At 35.6% G+C, this 18813-nt stretch carries 19 protein-coding genes; 13 read left to right on the top strand and 6 right to left on the bottom strand.

The annotated features are described in order from the left end of the window. The first annotated feature begins 6 nt into the window (after positions 1-6). The 7 genes from J3U66_RS10290 to pgi all read left to right on the top strand — a co-directional run bounded on the left by J3U66_RS10290 (position 7) and on the right by pgi (position 7128). A complete protein-coding gene (locus J3U66_RS10290) occupies positions 7-942 on the top strand; it encodes an ABC transporter permease subunit (protein WP_267348887.1) in 936 nt (311 codons plus the stop codon). Then, positions 935-1795: an ABC transporter permease subunit gene (locus J3U66_RS10285; RefSeq protein ID WP_267334137.1), complete on the top strand. Its 861-nt coding sequence runs from the start codon at positions 935-937 to the stop codon at positions 1793-1795. The genes J3U66_RS10290 and J3U66_RS10285 overlap by 8 nt, the downstream gene beginning before the upstream one ends. 2 nt (positions 1796-1797) lie before the next feature. Then, positions 1798-2787, top strand: a complete 990-nt coding sequence (locus J3U66_RS10280) for an oligopeptide/dipeptide ABC transporter ATP-binding protein (protein WP_267334138.1) — start codon at positions 1798-1800, stop codon at positions 2785-2787. 19 nt (positions 2788-2806) lie between these two features. Further along, complete coding sequence (locus J3U66_RS10275; RefSeq protein ID WP_267334191.1) at positions 2807-3622, top strand: ATP-binding cassette domain-containing protein; 816 nt, start codon at positions 2807-2809, stop codon at positions 3620-3622. 221 nt (positions 3623-3843) lie between these two features. Beyond that, positions 3844-4776, top strand: a complete 933-nt coding sequence (gene metA / locus J3U66_RS10270) for a homoserine O-acetyltransferase MetA (RefSeq protein ID WP_267334139.1) — start codon at positions 3844-3846, stop codon at positions 4774-4776. Positions 4777-4960: 184 nt separating this feature from the next. Then, positions 4961-5215, top strand: coding sequence for a hypothetical protein (locus J3U66_RS10265; RefSeq protein WP_267334140.1), 255 nt, complete (start codon positions 4961-4963; stop codon positions 5213-5215). 263 nt (positions 5216-5478) lie between these two features. Beyond that, positions 5479-7128 carry a glucose-6-phosphate isomerase gene (pgi, locus tag J3U66_RS10260; RefSeq protein ID WP_267348885.1) on the top strand — a complete coding sequence of 550 codons (1650 nt, stop codon included), beginning with the start codon at positions 5479-5481 and terminating at the stop codon, positions 7126-7128. 90 nt (positions 7129-7218) lie between these two features. Here the strand turns inward: pgi and crr are convergent, their stop codons facing one another. From crr to J3U66_RS10240, 4 genes are all read right to left on the bottom strand, one after another. Further along, the gene (crr, locus tag J3U66_RS10255) at positions 7219-7722 is read right to left on the bottom strand and encodes a PTS glucose transporter subunit IIA (RefSeq protein ID WP_065634094.1); all 504 of its coding nucleotides are present in this window, start codon (positions 7720-7722) and stop codon (positions 7219-7221) included. 9 nt (positions 7723-7731) lie between these two features. After that, positions 7732-9459: a phosphoenolpyruvate-protein phosphotransferase PtsI gene (ptsI, locus tag J3U66_RS10250; protein WP_267334142.1), complete on the bottom strand. Its 1728-nt coding sequence runs from the start codon at positions 9457-9459 to the stop codon at positions 7732-7734. A 52-nt stretch (positions 9460-9511) separates the two neighbouring features. Beyond that, on the bottom strand, positions 9512-9769 hold the full coding sequence (gene ptsH, locus J3U66_RS10245; protein ID WP_065634096.1) for a phosphocarrier protein Hpr: 258 nt from the start codon (positions 9767-9769) through the stop codon (positions 9512-9514). Between the two features lie 139 nt (positions 9770-9908). Then, entirely contained in the window at positions 9909-10253 is a 345-nt protein-coding gene (locus J3U66_RS10240; RefSeq protein ID WP_267334143.1) for a hypothetical protein, read from the bottom strand. 122 nt (positions 10254-10375) lie between these two features. Between J3U66_RS10240 and J3U66_RS10235 the strand changes: the two genes are divergently transcribed. Both J3U66_RS10235 and pepP read left to right on the top strand, forming a co-directional pair. Further along, complete coding sequence (locus J3U66_RS10235; protein WP_267334144.1) at positions 10376-10918, top strand: UPF0149 family protein; 543 nt, start codon at positions 10376-10378, stop codon at positions 10916-10918. A gap of 33 nt (positions 10919-10951) precedes the next feature. Continuing rightward, positions 10952-12277, top strand: coding sequence for a Xaa-Pro aminopeptidase (gene pepP / locus J3U66_RS10230; RefSeq protein WP_267334145.1), 1326 nt, complete (start codon positions 10952-10954; stop codon positions 12275-12277). An 88-nt stretch (positions 12278-12365) separates the two neighbouring features. Here the strand turns inward: pepP and J3U66_RS10225 are convergent, their stop codons facing one another. Continuing rightward, a complete protein-coding gene (locus J3U66_RS10225; RefSeq protein WP_267344540.1) occupies positions 12366-13190 on the bottom strand; it encodes a TonB family protein in 825 nt (274 codons plus the stop codon). 155 nt (positions 13191-13345) lie between these two features. On the opposite strand from J3U66_RS10225, the gene ispB reads away from it, so the two are divergent. Continuing rightward, on the top strand, positions 13346-14332 hold the full coding sequence (gene ispB, locus J3U66_RS10220) for an octaprenyl diphosphate synthase (protein ID WP_267334147.1): 987 nt from the start codon (positions 13346-13348) through the stop codon (positions 14330-14332). 108 nt (positions 14333-14440) lie between these two features. Further along, positions 14441-15337, top strand: coding sequence for an EamA family transporter (locus J3U66_RS10215; protein WP_267334148.1), 897 nt, complete (start codon positions 14441-14443; stop codon positions 15335-15337). Positions 15338-15412: 75 nt separating this feature from the next. Here J3U66_RS10215 and ffh read toward each other — a convergent pair whose 3' ends face one another. After that, on the bottom strand, positions 15413-16780 hold the full coding sequence (gene ffh / locus J3U66_RS10210; protein ID WP_267348883.1) for a signal recognition particle protein: 1368 nt from the start codon (positions 16778-16780) through the stop codon (positions 15413-15415). Positions 16781-16965: 185 nt separating this feature from the next. On the opposite strand from ffh, the gene J3U66_RS10205 reads away from it, so the two are divergent. Together J3U66_RS10205 and J3U66_RS10200 are read left to right on the top strand one after the other, a co-directional pair. Beyond that, on the top strand, positions 16966-17352 hold the full coding sequence (locus tag J3U66_RS10205) for a RidA family protein (protein WP_065634104.1): 387 nt from the start codon (positions 16966-16968) through the stop codon (positions 17350-17352). A gap of 254 nt (positions 17353-17606) precedes the next feature. Then, on the top strand, positions 17607-18800 hold the full coding sequence (locus J3U66_RS10200; protein WP_267344542.1) for an aromatic amino acid transaminase: 1194 nt from the start codon (positions 17607-17609) through the stop codon (positions 18798-18800). Positions 18801-18813: the final 13 nt, after the last annotated feature.

The following is an 18813-nucleotide window of genomic DNA, read 5'->3' as shown; positions in this document are numbered from 1 at the left end:
TAAACAATGATTATCTATATTTTCAAAAAAATAGTGACGTTTTTATTTATTATCTGCGTATTGGCTCAGATTAGCTTCTGTTTAGTCTATTTTGCGCCTAATTCAATGTTTAATTTCAATAGTCTAAGTTTTGTTGATGCCTACAGTGCTTTTTTTAAGCAATTGCTTCAAGGGCAGTTTAAATTGATAACAGGTGAAACTGTGCCGTTTTTTCATACACTGTTGGCAACATTTGAACTTTGTATTTTGGCTTTATTGGTCGCTTTGTTTGTTGGATTACCTTTAGGTATCTTTCTGGGTTTAAGCAATATTAACTGGTTAAATACCGCCATTCGTTTAGTGAGTTTATTGCTATATTCTTGCCCAATCGTTATGCTGGTTATCATTATTATGTACTTGTTATCGCCTACTTGGTCGGTATCAATGAATTTTAATGTATCACCATCTATTACTGGTACCTCTTTGTTGGATATATTAATTTCATCTAAAAAAGTCAAATTACCCGCTCTGCTTGATCAGTTGCATTATTTGTTATTGCCTATCATTATTTTAGCCATTCAACCGAGCATTATGACGATTCAGTTAGTCAGTCAAAATGTTAAAAGTACTTCACGACAAAATTATATTAAAATGGCGATAATTCGGGAGCGATCACCTTTTAAAATTTTACGTCGCCATTTGTTACCTAATTCCATTCCTGCGACAATTCCACAATTGACTTACAATACAACAACACTATTATTTTCAACGATGGTGATTGAAATTCTATTCAATCGAGTGGGATTAGGGCAATGGGTGATGATTGCTTATCATCACCATAATTATTTTATTATTTCTATTGCGATTCTTGCTTGTGGTACTGTAATAAGCCTACTCACCTTATTAGGCGATATTACGGCAATTGCTATCTATCCTTTGCGCCATAAGGAACACTATGTCTAAGGTTGCACAATTATTTAAAAACATAAAATTATGCTTTAATCGATTGCATAGTAATCTTTATTCAATTGTCGGATTTTATGGCATATTAGCTATCGCTTTTGTGGCGTTATCAACGAAGTGGTTTTTTCATGCCAATTTAAATCCTATTTATCCAACATTATTACCGCCAGCTTGGTGGGCAAATGGGGATTTGAATCATATTTTAGGTACCAATGCTAATGGGCAAGATATTTTTGATTATCTGCTTATTGGATATCGTTCCACAATATCAATGACACTAAAAGCGGTATTTTATGTGGTAGTAATTGGTGGTTTAATTAATTACCTTATGTTTTTTGTTTCGTTTATACGCCCATTTGTCATATTTATTTTTCGATTTTGTATGGTAGTTCCACCACTATTAGGTGTGATTGTCATTAGCTTATTATGGGAAGATGATATCACCAATATGTTATTTGTCGTTGGCTTATCCTATACGCCACGTTTTATTTATAATATTCATCAACGGGCGATTAATGAATGGAATAAAACTTATATCACGGCATATCGTCTTGATGGCTTATCGCCATTTTCAATTTTAAATCATTATATTTTACCTAATATTTTACCTGTATATTTGACTGAGATTGTCTCGCTATTTGGTTCAATTATTTTAGCCATAACGACTATCACTTTTTTAGGCTTTGCCAACGATCTTTCACGCCCAGATTTAGGTATGATGATGTTTAAAATGAAAGATATTATTGATAGTAATTATTTAGCATTTCTAGCTCCAGGTTTAGCGGTGTCTGCGACAATTACGTTTGTTTATCTATTCAATTTTGGTTTATATGGCCGTCGAGCAGGACATTAATTATGGCTTTGTTAGATATTCGCAATTTAACCATTGAATTTATCACCCCAGATGGACTATTACGCGCGATAGATCGTGTTAATTTGAAATTATCAGAAGGTGAAATTCGTGGATTAGTGGGTGAATCGGGTTCAGGTAAAAGTCTGATTGCTAAAGCTATTTTGGGTGTGACGAATCATAATTGGAAGATTTCAGCCGATCGTTTTTATTTTAATGATATTGATTTACTTAAACTAACGACAAAGCAACGTCGCAAGGTCATTAGCGCACATATTTCGATGATATTTCAAGAACCACAATCTTGTTTAGATCCGTCTATGAAAATTGGCCAGCAATTAGTTGATGCAATTCCAAGGCGAACGTTTAAAGGACATTGGTGGCAGCGGCTATTTTGGCGCAAAAATCGTGCAGTTGAATTACTGCACCGAGTAGGGATTAAACACCATAAAGAGATATTAAAATCTTACCCGTTTGAATTAACAGAAGGTGAGTGTCAAAAAGTCATGATTGCTATTGCGTTAGCCAATCAACCTAAACTATTAATTGCGGATGAACCAACTAATGCGATGGAAGCAACCACAGAAGCGCAGATATTTAGATTACTTGCCAGTATGAATCAAAATATTGGTACGACGATTTTACTTATTAGTCATGATTTACAGATGGTCACCAGATGGACCGACCGGATCAATGTTCTTTATTGTGGGCAAACGGTTGAAATTGCTGACAGCGAAGATTTAATTAAATCGCCTTATCATCCTTATACTCAAGCTTTAATTTATGCTATTCCTGATTTTGGTAAAGCTATGCCACACAAAAGCCCATTAAATACACTTCCGGGTGTAATTCCATCACTCGAACACTTACCTATCGGTTGTCGTTTAGGTCCACGATGTCCTTATGCTCAAAAAAAATGTATTCAAGCACCTGACCTTATCTCGATAAAAGATCATTCTGTTGCTTGTCATTTTCCGTTAAATATGGATGAGTAGTTATATAAAATAGGAACAGATCATGAATCCAATACTGAAAGTGCGTAATTTATCGAAGCGTTTTAAAATACCTAAAGGCTTGTTGGGTACGCTGCTAATTAATGCTGTTAATCCGGTATCTTTTTCGTTAAATGAAGGAAAAACGTTAGCCATTATTGGGCAAAATGGATCGGGAAAATCGACGTTGGCTAAAATGTTGGTTGGTATGATAAAACCAGATAGTGGCGATATTTGGCTTGACGGTAATAAGGTTGAATATGGCGATTATCATTATCGCTGTCAACTTATTCGCATGATATTTCAACATGTTGAAAGTTCGTTTGATCCAAGATTACGCATTGGTCAATTGTTAGAAATACCTTTAAAACATAATACTAAATATAATGCCTATGAGCGTGAAAGATTAATTAGTGATGTATTAAAACAAGTTGGGTTATTACCTGAGCATGCTGCTTATTATCCTTCGGTTATGGCGGCGGGGCAAAAACAGCGAGTCGCATTAGCTAGGGCATTAATATTAAAACCTAAAGTCATTATTCTTGATGAAGCTTTGGCGGCGTTAGATATTTCAATGCGTTCTCAAATTGTTAACTTAATGTTATCACTACAAGCCGAGCATAATATTTCTTATGTTTATGTCACACAAGATATTGGTATGATGAAGCATATTAGTGATGAAATTTTAGTTATGCATAATGGGGATGTTGTTGAGTATGGTAACACAGCAGAAGTGTTAGCATCGCCGTTAAGCGATATTACCCAAAAATTAATTAATAGTTATTTTGGTGAAGCGTTAACCGCAGATAGCTGGCGAACTGATACCCGAGCTTTTTAACGTGTATTGATTTTTCTTATATCATCTTTAGCTCGATAAGCTTTCATCTATCCTATAATAACGGTTAACTATTCTCATGATTTTTTGTGAATTATGTTAGCTAATTGATTAAATAAAAATCTCGACAAATAATATAAAACACTCTATATTTAGCTATATGGATTTCTAGACGTCTATTTTAGGTGTTTAAAAATAACTCATTGTTTTTAGGAGCTTTTGTTATGCCAATTTGTATTCCTGACTCATTACCTGCGGTTGATGTATTACGTAATGAAAATGTATTTGTTATGACTTCATCTCGGGCCAATACTCAAGAAATTCGTCCACTCAAGCTTCTTTTTCTTAATTTAATGCCTAAAAAAATCGAGACTGAAAATCAATTTTTACGCTTACTTTCCAACTCATCTTTACAAGTTAATATCCAGCTATTACGTATTGATCAACGCGAATCAAAAAATACACCGGCTGAGCATTTAAATAGTTTTTATTGTGATTTTGATAATATAAAAGATCAGAATTTTGATGGGCTTATTATTACCGGTGCGCCATTAGGCAAAGTTGCATTTTCAGATGTTGTTTATTGGCCTAAATTGACTGAAATTATCAAATGGGCGAAAGATCATGTGACTTCCACCTTATTTGTTTGTTGGGCGGTACAAGCAGCGTTAAATGTTTTATATGATTTGCCAAAATTTACACGCACCCAAAAACTATCTGGGGTTTATCAGCACCAAATCGCTCAGCCTAATGCCATTTTAACACGCGGTTTTGACGATACTTTCTTAGCCCCTCATTCGCGTTATGCTGATTTTCCTGTTGATAAAATTAAACATTACACTGATTTAACCATTTTGGCAGAATCTGAGATAACCGGACCATATTTAATGGCAACAGCCGATAAACGTATGGCGTTTGTGACTGGCCATCCGGAATATGATTCTTTCACGTTAGCTAATGAATATTTTCGTGATTTAAAAGCCGGTATTAATCCACAAATACCTTATAACTATTTTCCTGACAATAATCCTGAGTTAGCCCCTAAAGCGACATGGCGTAGCCATGCTTATTTATTATTTAGTAATTGGCTGAACTATTACGTTTATCAATTAACACCATATGATTTAACCACACGTAATTTAACTATTGATGATTAAGTGAAAATAAATCATGTCTTCATTTAAAGAAATAGTAATAAATTAACTGGTTTGGTGTTAATCATTCACTATCTATGTAATGTCGTTTGATGTCTATTTTATAAATTGAATTTTTCTGTCATTGGGTGGGATACGAGATGGGTAGAAAACAACTTTGATTTTTATGGGATAGCACCTTAATTAATTGGGTATTTCCGTTTTTTTACCTCGGGTCTATGCAGAAATTATCCATGATAAATCGATTGGTGAAACGCTAAATTTCCATACACCTCACTTAGGTTTCATCGCTGGCGCGTTAACTAATGGCATGAGTCAATTTGTTATCTTGTATATACCTATAGTGAAGGCAAGTAAGTTTAGTAAAATACTGCAAAAAGTCGGCGCATGGGGCAAAGGGATGATAGGTAGCCGGTGGTGTCACCGATTTTGTGGTATTTGATCCCCATTAAGAACGCTGTCAAACTCAGTACAAGAACTTCCCGAACTTCGCAACCCAAAAACTGAATATTTGGTAAGCCAAGTCAGAAGACAATGTTGCAGAAGGAAGATTGAAAAATTGTTTGAAAGGACCATTAGATAGCGCTTTTTATAAATTTTTAGCGTGATTAATTTAAAAATAAAAGATAAAAGATCCTTATCTTGCATCATGTTAGTCATAGTTATATTATGGTTAGTAATGCTATATTATTTAAGGAATTTATTATGTTAAAGTCAATTGATCCAACTACTACTTCCGCTTGGAAGTCACTGCAAACAAGCTACCAAAAACACCATAATAAAACTATTGCACAGATCTTAAAAGATGAACCTAATCGTGTTAAAAAACTCAGTATTCCATTTGAAGATGAATTTTTGGTCGATTTATCAAAAAATCGTGTGACACAAGAGACATTGGACATTCTCTACAAATTGGCGCAAGAATGTGATTTAAATAGCGCAATTAAAGCGATGTATAGTGGTGAAAAAATTAACCGTACTGAAAACCGTGCTGTTTTACATGTAGCATTGCGTAATGTAGAAAATAACCCGATCTATGTCGATGGAAAAAATGTCATGGATGATGTTAATGCCGTACTGGCAAAAATGGCGTCATTCAGTAAAAAAGTGATTAGCGGTGAGTGGAAAGGTTATACCGGTAAAGCAATTACCGATGTTGTCAATATTGGTATTGGTGGTTCGGATCTTGGTCCACATATGATTACAGAAGCTTTACGCCCTTATAAAAATCATTTAACCATGCATTTTGTATCGAATGTTGACGGTACGCATATTGTTGAAGCGCTCAAAGGATTAAATCCTGAAACAACCTTATTTTTAGTTGCATCTAAAACGTTTACTACCCAAGAGACCATGACCAACGCGCAAACTGCACGTAAATGGTTACTTGATGCTGCAAAAGATGATAAAGCGGTTGCATTACATTTTGTCGCGTTATCAACTAACGCCAAAGAAGTTGAAAAATTCGGCATTGATACGGCAAATATGTTTGAATTTTGGGACTGGGTCGGTGGGCGATACTCATCGTGGTCAGCAATCGGGTTATCGATTGTTTTATCCATTGGATTTGATAATTTCAAACAATTTTTAGCTGGCGGTCATGCTATGGATAAACATTTCCAAAGTGCGCCAATTGATAAAAATATTCCTGCATTACTCGCGTTAATAGGGCTTTGGTACAATAACTTTTGTGGTGCTGAAACCGAAGCTATTTTACCTTATGATCAATATATGCATCGCTTTGCTGCTTATTTTCAACAAGGAAATATGGAGTCAAATGGTAAAAGTGTTGATCGTAATGGTAATAAAACAACGTATACGACTGGTCCAATCATTTGGGGTGAACCAGGAACCAATGGGCAACATGCGTTTTATCAACTCATTCATCAAGGTACTAAGCTCATCCCTTGTGATTTTATCGCACCAGCTATCAGCCATAATCCGGTTGGGGACCATCATCCAAAATTGTTATCTAACTTTTTTGCTCAAACAGAAGCATTGGCTTTTGGTAAGACAGCGCAGCAAGTTGAACAAGAGTTTATTGCAGCAGGTAAACGTTTAGATGAAGTTAAATCCGTTGTGCCATTTAAAGTATTTGAAGGTAACAAACCGACTAATTCAATTTTAGTGAAAAAAATTACGCCTTATACTCTCGGTGCATTAGTTGCGATGTATGAACATAAAATCTTCACACAAGGTGTTATCCTTAATATATTTAGTTTTGATCAATGGGGCGTTGAACTTGGCAAGCAGTTAGCGGGTCGAATTTTACCTGAATTGGCTGATGATAAGCCGGTAAGTTCTCACGACCAATCAACCAATAACTTAATTAATCAGTATAAAAAGTGGCGTTAATCTGATTTTATTGATTCAATATAGTTGAATCAATAAAAAACCTTCAGTTTTTGGACTGAAGGTTTTTTTTATAGCTAACAAGATAAGTAATTACTTCTTAACTCGCATTATTGGTGTTTTTCCTGCTTCGACAGTGCCCGATAATTTAGTTAGTTCGGCAATGGTTTCCATGTTGGAAATGACAACCGGTGTTAAGACTGATTTTGCTTTACTTTCCAGTAATGGTAAATCAATCTCTATAATTGTATCACCTACTTTAACTTGCTGACCTTCTTCAGCTATACGTGTAAAACCTTCACCTTTAAGTTCTACTGTATCAATACCAAAATGCACAAAAAGCTCAATACCTTCGTCTGATTCGATGGCGAAAGCATGATTGGTCTCGAAGATTTTGCCAATTTTACCACTTAATGGCGCAACAATTTTATTCCCAGAAGGTTTGATTGCAACACCATCACCGACAATTTTTTCAGCAAAAACCACATCAGGTACATCTTCGATTTTGACAATTTCACCACTTAGTGGCGCAATAATTTCGATGCTATTTTTACTATCATCGGACACAAATTGCTTTATTTTATCGAACAGTCCCATCGTTGTCTCCTAACAAATTTGCTTTTCAGCGGTATAAGTTTGTATTAAATCAAGAATTTCTTTAGCTGTTGCTTTTTCTAATGCTGTATCTGCAAATTTTTTCGCTTCTTGGTAATTAGTATTACGAATTAATTTTTTAATTTTCGGAATAGATACCGCACTCATACTGAATTCATCAAGCCCCATACCAAGTAATAAGATAGTGGCTCTTTCATCACCAGCAAGCTCACCACACATACCTGTCCATTTACCTTCTTGGTGAGACGCATCGATAACTTTCTTAATTAAAGTTAATACCGATGGTGAAAGTGGATTATAAAGGTGTGAAATAAGCTCATTACCACGATCAACGGCTAATGTATATTGTGTTAGATCATTAGTACCAATACTAAAGAAATCAACTTCTTTCGCTAAATGATGTGCAATTACCGCAGCAGCTGGCGTTTCAATCATGACACCAATTTCGATATTTTTATCGAATGCTTTACCTTCTGCATTTAATTGTTCTTTTAGAATATTGATTTCTGATTTTAATAAACGAATTTCTTCAACAGAAATAATCATTGGGAACATAATGCGGAGTTTACCAAATGCTGATGCACGTAAAATAGCGCGCAACTGAGCATGAAGTATTTCTTTTCTATCTAAGCAAATACGAATCGCTCGCCAGCCTAGGAATGGATTCTCTTCTTTTGGAAGATGCATATAAGGAACATCTTTATCACCACCAATATCCATAGTACGGACGATGACAGATAAACCATTAGTGGCTTGTGCTACTTCTTTATACGCTTTAAATTGTTCTTCTTCATCAGGATAACTTTCACGATCCATGAATAAAAATTCAGTACGATAAAGACCAACACCTTCATAACCATTACGTTCTGCACCAGCGATATCGCGTACGGTACCAATATTGCCACAAATTTCCACTTGATGCCCATCAAGGGTAACAGCTGGTAAATCTTTCAATTTAGCGAGTTCTTCTTTGTCGGCAAGATATTTTGCTTGAACTTGTTTTAGCTTTTCTTGAGTTGAATGATCCGGATTGATGTAAATTGCATTGTTGATGGCATCTAAAATTACAAAATCACCTTGTTTGATTTCTTGTGTTGCATTAGATGTCCCCACGATTGCTGGAATTTCTAATGAACGAGCCATGATTGATGTGTGTGAAGTGCGTCCACCTGCATCAGTGATGAAGCCTAACACCATTTCTAAATTTAATTGAGCGGTTTCAGAGGGTGTAAGATCCGTTGCAACTAAAATACAAGGTTGGCTTATTGCACTTAAATCGACAATTTCGATGCCTAAAATATTTTTTAGTAATCGTTTACCAATATCACGAATGTCTGCTGCACGTTCTTTTAGATATTCATCGTCTAAATTTTCAAGCTCTTTTGCTTGTGCTTCAAATACAGATTGTACTGCCGCATCGGCGCTTGAGTGTTTACTTTCGATTCGTGAAATAACTTCTTGTTCAAGATCTTCATCTTCAAGAAGCATAATATGACCTTCAAAGATAGCCGCTTTATCTTCACCTAATGTTGATTTAGCTCGTTCCATGATAGCGTTAAGTTGCTCGCTAGACTTTTGACGAGCTTCTTTAAAACGTTCAATTTCTGCATCGATTTTGTTATCAAGAATTTGTTTATTATTAATAACAATAGGCTCTTCTTTTAATAATAACGCTTTTGCAAAAGCGATACCGGGAGAAACAAGTATACCTGATACCATAACATTTAATCCTTATTCAATTTTAAAACTGTTCATAGCTAATTGGGAGTTATTATTCTAATTCTGGAATTAATTTTACTAGATGATGTACTGCTTCTTTTTCATCTTCGCCTTCAGCAGAAATTGTAATTGTTGTTCCTTGTGTTAATCCTAAAGTTTGTAATTTAAATAAACTTTTAGCACTTGCGCTCTTACCATTGGATGTAACTGTAATTTCAGAGTTAAAGTTTTTTGCTTCTTTGACAAATTGTGCAGCAGGACGGGTATGAAGACCATTCGATGCAGTAATTGTGACATCTTGCTTGTACATAGTTATTTTTACTCCCAAAAATATTATCATTTACGCGAACAATATAAATAAAAACTGCCAGAAACGCCAGTAAGATTTAATATAACTTTGAAACAGTTAATATTATTTTTAGTAATACCTCAAGATTAGTCATATTTTATCAATATTGGTAAATTCGAGTGATCTTATCACTACACTTTTTGAATTCAACTTGCCCATGAACACCATGTTTAATGTTTTCAAAAACGGCCTCTTCGCTACCATCATGCTTTGAAATTTTAATTTCTTGCTCACAGAATGTTTCAAATCGTTGCAGTTCTTGTTCACTCGTTCCTAATTTATAATGGTTTGGTAAATCTTGGCTTTTTACATAGGTATGGGTTTTATCACGTAGATCGAGAATAATAACACCTTTGTTTGATGACCATGAACTACAGGCTGTTAATGTTAAAGCAAACGTGATAAATAGCAGGGGAAATTTGATGAATAAACTTGCAATGTTCAAAATAATTCCTTTATAAAGCTTGGTAACCTGTTTATTATTTATAACTAGGTATGAATTATATACTAATTATTAGTGAAAGTGCAGGGTGCATTTTATTGACGTGACAAGATCAGGGTGGGGTAATGACTGATACTATTAACTATGACGAATTAAATCGTCAATTAATCGAATGTAACATTGGGATTAATGCTGCTGAATTACATGGTTTTATATCCGGGATTTTAGCGGGTGGTAATCATGATGAAAGTTGGCGTCCATTAGTCAAGGATATGTTAAATAATGGAGAGGCGATTGCAGAACCATTAGAGCAACAAATTAAAAAGCTTTATGATTTAACCAAACAGCAATTTTCTAATGAAAATTTTGAGTTTGAGTTATTACTTAGTGAGCATGATCTGTTTTCGCAGATCGATGAATTAGTTGGTTGGGTTAATCATTTTTTACTGGGAATAGGTTTAGTTCAACCAACGATTAACCGATTAAAAGGTGATGTTGGCGAAGCGATTTATGATTTACGTCAAATAGTCAAGCTTGGTTATGATGAAAATGAGGATCAGCAAGAACTTGGTTTTGCTTTTGAAGAAATTAAAGAGTATGTCCGTATCACCTCAATGTTGTGCTACGATGAATTTAATGAATCAGATATTGTACCGACTATTCATTAATTGGAATAATCATTTCTTTTTAGGATCATTAAAATGATAGATACAGATATTAAAACTGAACTGTGTAATCGTCGTGAAACATTACTTGCTAAAATGGCAACCAATAGTGTGGCACTTTTCTTTGCAGCGCCAGAAGTTGTTCGAAGTAACGATACGCATTACCCTTATCGGCAAAATAGTGATTTTTGGTATTTTACTTGTTTTAATGAGCCAGAAGCGGTTTTTGTAGTAATTAAACAACATGATAATCAGGCACGTTATGTCTTATTTAATCGAAAAAAAGATCCTTTAGCTGAAACATGGACCGGTTATCGTTTAGGGCAAGCGCTTGCTTTAGACACAGTTTGGGTCGATGAGGCTTATTGTTTTGATAGCATTAATGCTAATTTACCTAAAATCTTGAAGGGAAAAGATATCGTTTATTATGCCGATGAGCAGTATCAATACGCGGATAAGATTATTAAAAAAGCATTACGAGCTTTAATCAAAGAAGGTAAATCCACTGGTTTAAAACCAATTTCAATCAGTGATTGGCGGCCTGTTGTGCATAAAATGCGAATGTTTAAATCAGATTTTGAGATAAATATTTTACGGCAGGCTTGTGATATCAGTGCTCAAGCTCACCGAAGGGCTATGCAAAAATGTAAGCCAAACTTGTATGAGTATCACTTAGAGGCAGAAATTTTATATGAATTCGCGTGTCATGGTGCCCGATATCCTGCTTATAATACTATTGTTGGAAGCGGTAATAATGGCTGTATCTTACACTACGAAAATAATAGTGCACCATTGAAAGAGGGTGATTTGGTACTCATTGATGCGGGATGTGAGTATCAGCATTATGCGGGTGATATTACGCGAACATTCCCTATAAACGGTAAATTTAGTCAGGCTCAACGTGAAATTTATGATATTGTTCTGGCATCACAATATGCCGCAATTAAGCTCTTAAAACCCGGAAACTCAATTAACCAAGTTAATCAGACCGTGATTAAAATTATGGTCGAGGGATTGGTAAAATTAGGTATTATGCAAGGCGATGTGGATAAATTGATCGCTGATAAGGCGTATACTGAATTTTATATGCATGGTTTAGGGCATTGGTTAGGCATTGATGTTCACGATGTAGGAAGTGATCGCCTTTATCTTTTAAAACCAGGTATGGTGTTGACTGTTGAACCAGGATTATATATTAACCAAAATGCCGATGTACCTGATCAATATAAAGGGATTGGGATTCGTATTGAAGATAATATTTTAATTACTTCATCGGGTAACGAAGTGCTCACTTCTGCTGTACCTAAAGAGCCTAGTGAAATTGAAAAGCTGATGGCCAATAAAGCATCGGTTATTGAGTGATAAAAAGTGCCATAATCATTGTTTAAAAAGATTATGGCTTTTAGTTTAATTATTGTTAATGAATTGTATATAGTCTAGCGTTTGATTATTAGTCTAAATTAATTGATTTATCCCGATTAAATACAATTTTGATTTTTAAATTTTGTGCAGCAATAGGTTTGTATTTCCATGTCTTCATGGCATTAATTACCGATCGGTTAAAAATATTATTGGGTTGAGCTTCAATAATTCTGATATTTTCAACACGCCCTTCGCTATTAACATCAAACATAGCAATGACATATCCTTCTAAACGCATATCGAGTGCTCGTCTAGGGTATTCTGGTTGATTTCGACTAATTGGAGAAGCGCTTGCCGAATATTGGCGATTATCCGATATTTTAGGTGCGACCGAAGTGCTAGCCATATTTTCACTTGCAACTTCTTGTCTAACTTGTTGTTGTGATGATTTTTGTGTCGGTTGTGGTTTTTTCTTTGGTTTGGGTTGTGGCTTTACCACCTCTTTTTCAGGTGTGATAACTGGTTTATCTGGTATTTTAACGGGTTCTGGCTCTGGTTTTTTTTCTTCAATAACTTCTGGCTCAACAACTGGTTCTATTGGTGTTTCTTCAATAGGTTTATTGTCGATAACATCACTGTTATTGTCACCTTTTATTTCAGGTTTGTCTTCAACTAAAGATTGTTCAGGCGCTGCTAATTGTGATAAATCAACCATCACAGCTTTGATTGAGTTGTCTCCTTCTTCAACAATGATATCTTTGGCAAATAGTGCAGAGCTAAATAATAAGGCGAATAAGCATAAGTGTGAAGCGACCGAAAGGGAGGTAAATAAATAAGTACCTTTCGGCTTTTTCTGAGCAACAATTTGCGGATCTTTTTCAGTATTGATATCAATATCAAAGTTAATCTTCATAACAATTATCATTTTTTACTTAAGGATGGTATTTTAAATGAAAATGCTTATCATTTGTAGTTTTTTTTTAAAGATGATATATCAATAACTTGTTGCACAAAAAGATTTATCAGATAATAGTCAATAAATTTCTATTGTTTTTAGCGGTTAGGCTGATGAATAATCCATCAATGAATCAAATTCTCGATCTTATAAAAGATGACTTAGTAAAAGTTAACGCAGCAATACAGGCAGAGCTTAGCTCTGATGTCGCTTTAATTAATCAATTAGGTAATTATATTATTAGCAGCGGCGGCAAACGTATTCGCCCTGTTATCGCATTATTAATTGCTAAGGCGCTTAATTATCAGGGCGATAAACACATTATTGCTGCTGCTTTTATTGAATTCATTCATACAGCGACATTGCTACATGACGATGTGGTTGATGAATCTGATTTACGACGTGGAAAATCAACCGCTAATGCACTTTTTGGTAATGCCGCTAGCGTATTAGTTGGCGATTATATCTATACGCGATCATTTCAAATGATGGTACGCACCGAATCGTTTAAAGTGTTGACTATCATGTCAGCGGCAACAAATGTTATTGCTGAAGGTGAAGTGCAACAGTTAATTAATTGTAATGATCCAAACATTACTAAAGAGCAATATTTGGAAGTTATTTATCGCAAAACCGCGCGTTTATTTGAAGCCACCTCCCATTCTGCTGCGGTATTAGCTGGCGCTAATGAGCAGCAAGAATTAGCCTTGCAAGAGTATGGTAAATTTTTAGGTACCGCATTTCAAATTATTGATGATCTATTGGACTATAGTGCTGATAGTAATCAAAAATTGGGTAAAAATTTAGGTGATGATCTTAATGAAGGTAAACCAACATTACCGTTGTTACATGCTATGCATAATGCTGGCAACAGTGATGATGCTGAATTAATTCGTCAAGCTATTTTACAAGGTAATGGGCGACATTTATTAGATCGTATTTTACAGATTATGCAAGACTGTGGATCTCTCGAATTTACGTTACAAACTGCACAGCAGGAGGCCCAAAAAGCCTTTGATGTTATTGCAATTTTACCTGATTCACCTTACAAAAAAGCGCTGCAAGATCTTGCTTTGCTATCTGTTAAAAGAGAAAACTAAGCTGACTGAGCATGTTTGTGTTTGATGCTGAGCAGCATCGTTTTCTTTAAACTGTTTGATATTCACTATTTGAATAATCATTGTCAAATTTTGTCAGAGTAATACTTTATGTTTAACCGTACTTGGCCTGTTTTTTTAATATTTATTTCGATGATTTCGGTTCAAGGTAGTGCATCTATGGCGAAATACTTGTTCCCTGTACTTGGTCCAGAAGGGATGACCGCTTGGCGACTGACTTTTTCATCGGTTATGTTATCGATTATCTTCAAGCCTTGGCGTAAACCAATAACCAAACAAGCTTTCAAATATATTTTTTGCTATGGTGTTGCAATGGGCTGTATGAATTTGAGCTTTTATAATGCTATTGCTCGTATTCCGTTAGGTATTGCTGTTGCCATTGAATTAACCGGTCCTATTATGGTAGCGATGTTTTCTGGCCGTCGTTTGACTGATTTTGTCTGGTTAGCCATTGCGGTTGTCGGGTTAGCGATGTTATTACCGATTCATCAAGCATCCAATGATTTAGATCCGATGGGTATTTTGTTGGCATTATCCGCCGGTGCATGTTGGGCATGTTATATACTCTTTGGGCGTCAATCAGGTGCTATTCACGGTTCATCAAGTGTTGCAATTGGATCTATTATTGCGTCATTTTTGCTATTTCCAATTGGTGTGTGGCAAAGTGGCAGTGCTATGTTTTCGATAGACTTATTACCGTTAGTTTTTGTCGTTTCTTTATTAGCGTCGGCTATACCTTATGCCTTAGATATGGTTGCACTACCAAGGTTACCGGCTCAAACATTTAGTACGCTAATGAGTTTATCGCCAGTATTTGCAGCATTTTCAGGTTTGATAGTGTTGCATGAGCAATTAACTCATTATCAATGGTTTGCTATTGGGTTAATTATTATCTCATCAATAGGAACCGTATTGGCGATGAATCGACCGGCTAAGATTAAATCGATCAAGCCAGTCATTAACTCAGAAAACACATCGCAAAACTAATATTGGGTGCGATGTGTTGTTTAGATTAGAAAATTGAATAGGTTAGACGCAATTATATATTGCAATAATTGCGCATTAGCGTCTTGGTAAGCCCATTCCCCCGCCCATAAGTCCTTTCATTTGGCGCATCATTTTCATCATGCCGCCGCCTTTCATCTTCTTCATCATTTTTTGCATATCTTCAAACTGTTTTAATAGTTTGTTAACATCTTGCACTTGCGTACCCGAACCATTAGCAATACGACGTTTACGCGATCCTTTAATAATTTCAGGATTGGCGCGTTCTTTTAGTGTCATCGATCCAATAATGGCTTCCATCTTGATGGTGATTTTATCATCCATCTGTGCTTTGATATGATCAGGAAGTTGACCAACGCCAGGTAGTTTAGCCAACATGGCGCCCATTCCACCCATATTACGCATCTGCTTGAGTTGATCTTGGAAGTCGTTAAAATCGAATTTGTCACCCTTTTTGAGTTTTTTAGCAATTTTTTCTGCTTTTTCTCGATCGACATTGCTTTGTAACTCTTCAATCAGAGAAATCACATCGCCCATGCCTAAAATTCGAGAGGCAATACGGTCAGGATAAAATGGTTCTAAAGCATCAGTTTTTTCACCCATGCCTAAGAATTTAATTGGTTTACCTGTAATATGCCGAATTGATAATGCAGCACCGCCACGTGCGTCACCATCGACTTTGGTTAAAATAACACCGGTTAACGGTAGAGCCTCATCAAAAGCTTTAGCTGTATTAGCGGCATCTTGACCCGTCATCGCATCAACCACAAATAGGGTTTCAATTGGATTAATTGCTTGATGTAGTGCTTTGATTTCGTCCATCATGTCATTATCGACATGTAAACGGCCTGCGGTATCGACAATCAGCACATCAAAGAATTGTAATTTAGCATGGTTAATTGCTTTATTAACAATATTGACTGGTTTTTCGTTAATATCGGAAGGAAAAAATTCAACATCAATCGCTTTAGCTAAGGTTTCTAATTGTTTAATCGCAGCAGGACGATAGACATCGGCAGAAACGACGAGTACTTTCTTTTTCTGTTTTTCTTTTAAAAACTTCGCTAATTTCGCGACGCTGGTCGTTTTACCTGCACCTTGTAAACCCGCCATTAAAATCACAGCTGGGGGTTGGGTTGCCAAATTCAGTGAGCTATTGACTTCGCCCATGGCACTAGTGAGTTCATCTTGGACTATTTTGATAAACTCTTGGCCTGGTGTTAGACTTTTACTAACATCTAAGCCGACAGCTTTTTGTTTAACTTGATTTATAAACTCACGAACAACAGGCAAAGCAACATCGGCCTCAAGTAATGCCATGCGCACATCACGTAGTGCTTCTTTAATATTATCTTCAGACAGACGCCCACGCCCACTGATATTGCGAAATGTCTGTGATAAACGGTCGGTTAAATTCTCAAACATGTTAACTCTCAATAAATAGAAAAATTATGTTTATCATAGCAGAAATTTGTCAGAAGTCCCACGATCATAATCAAGTACAAACTTGACAGTAAATTAGGTTACTGTTGAAATGGCAATAGACAATATAAATGAATGTATTGAGATGAATGATTAACCAGACAAGATGAAAAAGGAGAAAATCAAACATGGTAAAAAAAGTGATTAGTACCGATAAAGCGCCTGCTGCAATTGGTCCATATGTTCAAGGGGTTGATTTAGGTAATATGTTATTTGCATCTGGGCAAATTCCACTCGATCCTGTTACTGGTCAAATGGCAACGTCTATTGAGGAGCAAACCAAACAAAGTTTAGCTAATGTTAAAGCAATTGTGACAGCTGCGGGTTATCAGATCAATAATATTGTCAAGACAACTATATTTTTAGCAGATATGAATGATTTTGCCGCAGTGAATGCTATTTATGAGTCATTTTTTACTGAGAACAATGCGGCATTTCCGGCACGCTCTTGCGTACAAGTAGCTAAAATACCTAAAGATGCAAAAGTAGAAATTGAAGTGATTGCAGTTAAATAGGCGTGACATATTCTGTTAGCACCATAAAGTGCTAATGCTTACGATAAATAAACTATAACTAATAGATTGAGCTAATTGCGTATAGATTGGTCTATTTTTATAGTTTAAGAATGAATATTTTGCCTTTATTTACTCAGTAAATATCGCTCTAATTATTTGTTGTTAAACTTTTATTTAGTGATTGATTGACAATTAAGTTGATGTAATAATCTACAACTATTAGTCAGTGTTGATTGTGTTAGTAGGTAGTCAATATGTTTGAAAAAATCGATTCGTATGCGGGCGATCCAATTTTATCTTTGGTCGCAGAATTTAATAATGATAATAGAGAAAACAAGACCAATTTAAGTATTGGCTACTATTATGATGAAAACAGTGTCGTCCCACAATTATCATGTATTAAAGCTGCTCGCGATTATATCTATCAGCATAATCAAGGTGCGCAACTTTATTTACCGATGAGTGGATTGCCTGCTTATTGTCAAGCTATTCAAGTTTTGCTTTTTGGTGAAAATCACAGCGCTTATAAAGATAAGCGAATTGCAACTATTCAAACACTAGGTGGATCGGGTGCATTAAAAATTGGTGCCGATTTCTTATATCGCTATTTTCCAGATTCTCAGGTTTGGGTAAGTGATCCTACTTGGGAAAATCATATTGCCATTTTTAGTGGGGCAGGTTTTAAGGTCAATCAATACCCTTATTTCGATGATAAAACCTGTGGCGTAAAATTTGATGCTATGCTTCAATCTTTAGACCAATTACCGGCTAAAAGCATTGTTTTACTGCATCCTTGCTGCCATAACCCAACAGGTGCTGATTTAACGCACGATCAATGGGATAAAGTCATAGCAGTTTTAAAAAATCGAGATTTAATCCCTTTTATGGATATTGCTTATCAAGGCTTTGGTGAAAATATTGACGATGATGCATATGCGCTTCGAAAGGCCGCAGAAGTAGGATTGTGTGGACTTATCAGTAACTCTTTTTCTAAAACATTTTCCCTTTATGGTGAGCGAGTTGGTGGTTTGTCGGTTTTATGTGATAATAGCCAAGTCGCAAGTCATGTGCTTGGGCAACTTCAAGCGACCGTTCGTCGTAATTATTCAAGTCCAGCAGCTTATGGCGCACATCTTGTGTCTTATGTTTTAAATAATAATGATCTTAAAGCGTTATGGTTCAAAGAAGTGGCATCAATGCGTAATCGTATTGTGACAATGCGATCAACCTTAGTTGAATTATTAAAAAACAAATCGTTAGACCGTAATTTTGATTATTTAGTTAAACAACGTGGTATGTTTAGTTACACTGGATTTACCCAAAATCAAGTTACACAATTAAAAGATAACTTTGCTGTTTATTTGGTGGGCAGCGGAAGAATGTGTGTGGCTGGGTTAAATCACCATAACATTCATCGTGTGGCAGAAGCATTTGCTACACTAAAATAACAATGTAAATAAT

Origin of the sequence: Gilliamella sp. B2969 (assembly GCF_026536195.1) — a bacterium.
Taxonomy (GTDB): domain Bacteria; phylum Pseudomonadota; class Gammaproteobacteria; order Enterobacterales; family Orbaceae; genus Gilliamella.
Note: the sequence above shows the minus strand (reverse complement) of the source record. Positions and strands in the feature narration are given on the sequence as shown.